Source organism: Acidimicrobiales bacterium, assembly GCA_036399815.1.
Taxonomy (GTDB): Bacteria; Actinomycetota; Acidimicrobiia; order Acidimicrobiales; family DASWMK01; genus DASWMK01.
The window spans coordinates 1-5,857 of sequence record DASWMK010000019.1; the positions used below are offsets into that span (position 1 = coordinate 1).

Annotated in this window: 5 protein-coding genes; 4 read left to right on the forward strand and 1 reads right to left on the reverse strand. The window is 74.0% G+C overall.

What is annotated here, in order from left to right; translation table 11 throughout:
* Positions 1-2,178: SpaA isopeptide-forming pilin-related protein (locus VGB14_01175; GenBank protein ID HEX9991516.1), on the reverse strand; the 2,178-nt coding region annotated here is incomplete at its 3' end.
* A 307-nt stretch (positions 2,179-2,485) separates the two neighbouring features.
* On the opposite strand from VGB14_01175, the gene VGB14_01180 reads away from it, so the two are divergent.
* The 4 genes from VGB14_01180 to VGB14_01195 form a co-directional block, all read left to right on the forward strand.
* Positions 2,486-3,610 (forward strand): ABC transporter ATP-binding protein, encoded by a 1,125-nt coding sequence (locus VGB14_01180; GenBank protein HEX9991517.1) that lies wholly within the window; start codon positions 2,486-2,488, stop codon positions 3,608-3,610.
* Positions 3,607-4,557 carry a sugar ABC transporter permease gene (locus tag VGB14_01185; GenBank protein ID HEX9991518.1) on the forward strand — a complete coding sequence of 317 codons (951 nt, stop codon included), beginning with the start codon at positions 3,607-3,609 and terminating at the stop codon, positions 4,555-4,557. Before VGB14_01180 ends, VGB14_01185 begins: the two co-directional genes overlap by 4 nt.
* Entirely contained in the window at positions 4,550-5,425 is an 876-nt protein-coding gene (locus VGB14_01190; GenBank protein ID HEX9991519.1) for a carbohydrate ABC transporter permease, read from the forward strand. Before VGB14_01185 ends, VGB14_01190 begins: the two co-directional genes overlap by 8 nt.
* Before the next feature lie 11 nt (positions 5,426-5,436).
* Positions 5,437-5,857: hypothetical protein (locus VGB14_01195; protein HEX9991520.1), on the forward strand; the 421-nt coding region annotated here is incomplete at its 3' end.

Consider the following 5,857-nt stretch of genomic DNA (forward strand, 5'->3'; position numbering starts at 1 on the left):
GGTGGTCGGTGGCGCCGTAGTGGGCGGGGCCGTCGTCGGCGGGGCCGTCGTCGGCGGAGCGGTGGTCGGTGGCGCCGTGGTGGGCGGGGCGGTCGTCGGCGGGGCGGTCGTCGGCGGGGCGGTGGTCGGTGGTGTCGCCTCCGGACGGTCGGGCAGCCGGATGACCGCAGCCTCCCCGGGGGCGAGCGGCGCCGGGGTGCAGCGCAGGCTGGGATCGAGCCGGTACCCGTCGGGCGCGTCGTGCTCACGGGCGCAGTAGACGGCCCCGGGCACCTGCGGCCCCCAGGCGACCGTGCCGTGCTCGTCGCTCGTCGCCCGGGCCACCCAGACGGCGCCGTCGACGACGACGGCGTCGCCGGGGGCCTGCGGGGCGGGCAGCCCGTCGTGGCCGTCGGCGGGCTGCCGGTACAGGTCGTAGGTCGCTCCGGCGACCGGCTCACCGGTCTCGGCGTCGACCTTGTCGCCGGTCACCTCGGTGTGGTGCGACGGCTCGCGGACCTCGACGGTCGTCACCGTGCCGGCCGCCGGAACGTCCACGCAGCCCGGCTCCGCCGTGCCGAACCCGGGCGGCGCCTCGACCTCGACCCAGCAGTACCGCTGGCCGATGTCGACCGCGCCCACCGGGAGCGAGCACCGGCCCTGTTCGTCGGTGGTGCGACTGCCCACCGGCTCGCCGCCGCCCTCGGGACGGACCTCGAAGACGGCGCCGGCGAGGACGACCTGGTCCGGGTCGGTCGGGCCGACCGGCACCTTGCGGAAGGCGATCGTCGTCACCGGTCGGTTCTCGACGGCCACCTCGACCCGCTCGCCGGGGCCCACCGAGAAGTCCACGGGGTGGTCCAACCCCTCGTAGCCGTCGGGCGCCCGGACCTCGGTGAGGCGGTAGTCGCCGGGCCGGAGCCGGACCTCGGCCGGGGCGTCGCCGGTGACGATCGGGTCGAGCCCGGTCTCGTAGGAGCCGTCGGCGTCGGCGTCGTAGGACAGGGCGAGCGTGGCGCCGGCGACCGGTTCGCCCGTCGACGCGTCGACCTTGGTGACCCGCGCCCAGCCGGGGAGCGCCTCGTCGGCGACCTCAACGGCGGCCCGGTCCCCTGCGGCGACCTCGACGGGCCACGGGCCGGCCGGCCGGTACCCGGGCGGCGGCTCGACCTCCCGCACCTCGTACCTGCCGGGCGGGACCGGGAGCTCGTCGGTCCACCCGTCGTCCCCGGTGACCAGCGTGCCGACCGGCGCGGCGGTGCCGTCGCCGCCGGCCGGCACGACGTCGAACCGGGCACCGACGACGGGCAGGTAGGCCTCGGCGTCGCCGACCTTGTGCACACGGACCGACGACGGAGGCGGCGAGAAGCCGGCCTCGGCCCGTAGGGCGACCACGCCGGGGACGGCGACCCTCTGCGCCGGCGTGGACGAGGAGGCGTACGCGTGCAGCACCGGGTCGGGCGCCTGGCCGGCTGCGGTGAACCGGCTCCCGCCGGGCCCGGCGGTGAACGGGAACGTGGCCGTGCCGTCCGCACCGGTGACGCCCGATGAGTCGCCGTCGAGCCGGGCGCCCTCGGCCGTGACCCGCACGGCGACGCCGGCCACCCCGTTCCCGCCGCCGTCGACCACGGCGACCGTCAACGTCCCCGCGCCGCCAGGTTCGGCCTCGGTGGCCGTGGCAGTCATCGAAAGCGCGCCACGCACCGCGGCGTGGGCCACCGCGTCCGCCTTGATCGCCCTCGCGCGGGCGACGACGTCGGCCTCCGCGCCGTCGAACCCGGTGAGCGCCGCGGGCTCGAGCGCGTCGACGTCGAGCGGGCCGTCGGGATACGTCGCGCCCATGAGGTCGTGGAGCACGAGCATGAGCGCGGCGGCGCCGACGCGGTCCGGCTCGGCACCGGTCGAACCGAGCGCCCACGCCATCGCCGCCTGCGTGTCGGCCGGGACCGCGGAGAGGTCCGCCGGCACGTAGCCGAACTCGGCGTCGGGCGCGGCGCTGCCGTGGTCGATGCACCAGGCGGTGCCGAGGTCGCCCATGCCGTAGCTGCCGTACCAGCTCGACCAGCCGGCCACGGTCGCCGACCAGCCGAGGCCGTGGACGACCTCGGCGGACGCCCGTCGCGGTGAGGCCACGAGGCCGACCCCCGCGAGCACGAGGACGGCGCCGACGGCGGCGAGCAGGCGGGCCCACCACGCCACCGGACGATCCGGCGGTCGACGGCGGGCGTGAGACTCGGACAGGGGACGGGGAAGTGGGCGGGGCGCGCGCATCGAGGCTCCTCGGACAGGTGACCGAAGGCCGGTGCTGGCGCGACGTGCGCCTCCCCGGCGAAGGCCCCGCGGCCACACAGGCGCGCCGAACGGGGCGGGAGGGGAAGTGGCGATGATCCAACCACACGGTGCCGGGCGGGCGCAAGGACCGTTCGGCGGTGCCCGGTCGACGGGGCGCTAACCTCGCCGCCCGTCCGGCCGCCTACCGTTCGGCGAGTGAGGGAGCGGCAGCGCCATGGCTGAGGTGGTGTTCGAGCGGGTCACCAAGCGCTTCGGCGACGTGGTGGCCGTCGATTCGCTGTCCCTCGACATCGCCGACCAGGACTTCCTCGTCCTCCTCGGCCCGTCGGGGTGCGGGAAGTCGACCGCGCTGCGGATGATCGCGGGGCTGGAGGAGCCGTCGGCGGGGACGATCCGGATCGGGCGCAGCGTCGTCAACGGCGTCGAGCCGAAGCAACGCGACGTGGCGATGGTCTTCCAGAGCTACGCGCTCTACCCGCACAAGTCCGTCCGCCAGAACATCGAGTTCCCGTTGCGGTCCCGGCGGACGCCGCCCGACGAGCGGGACCGCCTCGTGCGCGAGGCCGCGGCGCAGCTCGGGCTGGCGGACCTGCTCGCCCGCAAGCCGAGGGAGCTGTCGGGCGGTCAGCGCCAGCGGGTGGCGCTGGCCAGGGCGATCGTGCGGCGGCCGTCGGTGTTCCTCATGGACGAGCCGCTGTCCAACCTCGACGCCAAGATGCGCACCCAGACGCGAGCCGAGCTGGTGGAGCTGCAGCAGCGGCTGGGGACGACGTTCGTGTACGTCACCCACGACCAGGTCGAGGCCATGACGATGGCGACCAGGGTCGCGGTCATGAACGACGGCGCCCTCCAGCAGGTCGACCGGCCCCAGGAGGTGTACGACCGCCCGGCCAACCTGTTCGTCGCCCGCTTCATCGGGAGCCCGCCGATGAACACCGTCGACGGGGAGGTCGTGGACGAGGGCGGTCGCCGGGTGGTGCGAGCCGCGGGCGGACGCCTGGTGCTCGGCGACGCGCAGGCGAAGGCGCTCGACGAGCGCTCGGCCCGCCAGGTGGTCGTCGGCCTCCGGCCCGAGCACGTCGTGCTGACCCCGGACGGGGCGCCGGACGGGGCGCCGGACGGGGCCGGCGGCGAGGGGCTCCCGGCGAAGCTGCGCCTGGTCGAGTCTCTGGGTCACGAGCGGCTGCTCGTGTGCGAGCTCGAGGACGGGTCGCCGGCCGTCGCGAGGGTGGGCAGCGAGGACGCCGTCCCGGCGGAGGGGTCGGCGGTTCGGCTCGCCGGCGACGTCCGACACCTGCACCTGTTCGATGCGACGACGACCGAGCGGATCCCCGCGTGACCGCTTCCAGCCGCATCGGCACCGCGCCGATGGCCAGGGCGGAGGCGGGGGTGGACGCCGGGACGACGGTCCCCGGGCCCCGGAGGCGGGCGGAGTGGCCCCTCGCGCTCGGGTTCCTCGCGCCGTCGCTCGTCGTGTTCTCGGTGTTCGTCTTCTACCCGCTCGGGCGGACGATCTGGCTGGGGCTGCACCGCCAGGACCCGTTCGGCAACGCCAGCTTCTACGTCGGCCTCGACCAGTACCGCGACGTCGTCACGTCGTCCGCGTTCGTGAACAGCCTGAAGGCGACGGCCGGCTTCGCGCTGATCACGGTGCCGCTCGGCCTCGTGCTCGGGCTCGGCCTCGCGCTGCTCGCCCACCAGCAGCTGCGGGGGATCACGTTCTTCCGCACGATCTTCTCGTCGACGGTGGCGACGTCGGTTGCCGTCGCCTCGCTGATGTGGCTGACCCTGTTCAATCCCTCGATCGGCGTGGTCAACCAGTTCCTGTCGTCGGTCGGGCGGGACCCGGTCGCCTGGTTGCAGGACCCGGACACCGCACTGCTCGCCGTGTCGCTGACGACCGTGTGGCAGAACCTCGGGATCACCTTCCTGATCATGATCGCCGGCCTGCAGTCGATCCCCGACGAGCTCTACGAGAGCGCGCGCATCGACGGGGCGGGCGGCTGGTCGCGGTTCGTCAACATCACGGTGCCGCTGCTGTCGCCGACCCTCCTGTTCGCGACGGTGGTGCTGACGATCAGCGCCTTCCAGTCGTTCGGGCAGATCGACCTGCTCACGAGGGGCGGGCCGTTCGGGCGGACGAACGTCATCGTCTACTCGATCTTCAACGACGCCAACAGCGACCCCGGGCGGGCGGCGGCGACGGCGGTCGTGCTGTTCGGGATCATCCTCGTGCTGACGCTGGTGCAGTTCCGCTTCCTCGAGCGCCGGGTGTTCTATGGCTGAGGTGCTGCCGGCGCCGACGCTGACGGCGCCCGGCCCGGCGCTCGCGCCGAGGAGCCGGCTCCGCCTCGCCGGCCGGTACGCCGCTCTCATCCTGGCGGCCGCCGTCGTGCTCGTGCCGATCTACTGCGCGCTGGTCGTCTCGCTGCAGCCCGCGTCCAAGCTGCTCGACTTCCCCGGGATCCTGCTCCCGACGTCACCGACGTTCTCCACGTTCTCGACGGCGTTCCGGGCCGGGTCGCTCGGTCGGTACCTGCTGAACAGCGCCGGCGTGTCGCTCGCCATCACGGCGGCGCAGGTAGTCACGTCGATCCTCGCCGCGTACGCCTTCGCCTACCTGCGCTTCCCGGCCAAGCGCCTGGTGTTCGCCGTGTTCCTGGCGACCCTGATGGTGCCGACCGAGGTGACGATCGTGGCCAACTACGAGACGGTCGCCGACCTCGGCTGGCTCGACTCGTACCAGGGGCTCGTCGTGCCGTTCCTGGCGTTCGCATTCGGGACGTTCCTGGTCCGCCAGGCGTTCCTCGGCGTGCCGCAGGACCTTCGCGACGCCGCCGCGCTGGACGGCTACGGGCACGTCGGGTTCCTGTGGCACGTCGCCGTGCCGCTCGCCCGGCCGGCGATCGCCGCGCTCGCCGTGTTCTCGTTCCTCTCCGCGTGGAACCAGTACCTGTGGCCGCTGCTGATCACCAACCAGGACCGCTACCGCACGGTCCAGATCGGGTTGCGCCAGCTGGCGTCGGCGAACGTCGACGAGCTGAACCTCGTGATGGCGGGAACGGTGATCGCGGCGCTGCCGATCTTCGTCGTCCTCGTCGTCTTCCAACGCCACCTCATCCGGGGGCTGACCTCCGGCGCCCTGAAGGGATAGGAGCCGTGCCGATGACCTCTCGACCGCGATGGAGGCGGCTGACCGCCGCCGGCCTCGCCGCCGTGCTCGTGCTCGGGGCGTGCGGCGGGGACGACGGGGGTGGCGGCGGGAGCGGCGGCGGGGGCGACGGGGACGGCGCGGCCGCCGGGCCCGACGAGGTCGACCCGGGCCTCTGCCCGGTCGACGCGCTGGAGTCGTCGAGCGGACCGGTCCGCATCACCTTCTGGCACGCCATGACGGCGGCCAACGAGGAGACCCTGACCGAGATGGTGGACGACTACAACTCATCCCAGGACCGGGTCGACGTCGAGCTGGTGTTCTCGGGCAGCTACGAGGACACGAGGGACAAGTACGTGACCGCGCTGCGGGGCGGCGACCTGCCCGACGTGGTGCAGCTCGAGGAGACCGCCATCCAGCTGATGATCGACAGCC

What these genes read in the sequence shown, in the direction of transcription:
- VGB14_01180 (HEX9991517.1), top strand. Translation starts at nt 2,486, where the DNA reads ATGGCTGAGGTGGTGTTCGAGCGGGTCACCAAGCGCTTCGGCGACGTG.
- VGB14_01190 (HEX9991519.1), top strand. Translation starts at nt 4,550, where the DNA reads ATGGCTGAGGTGCTGCCGGCGCCGACGCTGACGGCGCCCGGCCCGGCG.